This is a genomic window from Campylobacter sp. 2018MI13 (assembly GCF_018501135.1).
Taxonomy (GTDB): Bacteria; Campylobacterota; Campylobacteria; order Campylobacterales; family Campylobacteraceae; genus Campylobacter_E.
Genome location: NZ_JAHCZC010000213.1, coordinates 1 through 457, shown reverse-complemented (window position 1 = coordinate 457; position 457 = coordinate 1). Strand labels below are relative to the sequence as shown.

The 457-nt window shown below is 52.7% G+C and carries 1 protein-coding gene; it reads right to left on the bottom strand.

The window, feature by feature from the left end:
• Position 1 precedes the first annotated feature (1 nt).
• Positions 2 to 457, bottom strand: a 456-nt coding sequence (locus tag KJQ99_RS09695; RefSeq protein ID WP_250325701.1) for a lyase family protein, incomplete at its 5' end; no start/stop codon positions are given.

Here is a 457-nt window from a genome sequence, read left to right as displayed (position 1 = left end):
GTTACTCCTTGCCAAACGTTGTCGGGACTGCATATTCACGTTGGGTACCGCCCATTTTCAGGGAGCAGCGGCGTTCATGAGCCAGTTTCAGAACTGAGGATGCAGCCTTCTCAAGCTGATCCAAGAGATCGGTCGCATATTCCACCAGAGCCAGGTGTCCTGCGGTAGGAAAGACGTCGTTTGTCGATTGTGCCATGTTGACGTCATCGTTTGGATGAATCAGCTCATATGTACCTTTCTTTGCCCCGGCCATTTCCGCCGCGAGGTTGGCGATTACCTCGTTAGCGTTCATGTTGGTGCTCGTCCCGGCTCCCCCCTGAATAGCTGGAGTCCGCAAGTCTGAAGCAAAACGATCAAAATCGTCTAAAATAGCTTCGCATGCGTCGACGATCATCCGGTGCTTATCGGCTGCCAATCTGCCCGTTTCGGCATTCGCATTTGCGCAAGCTTCCTTTAC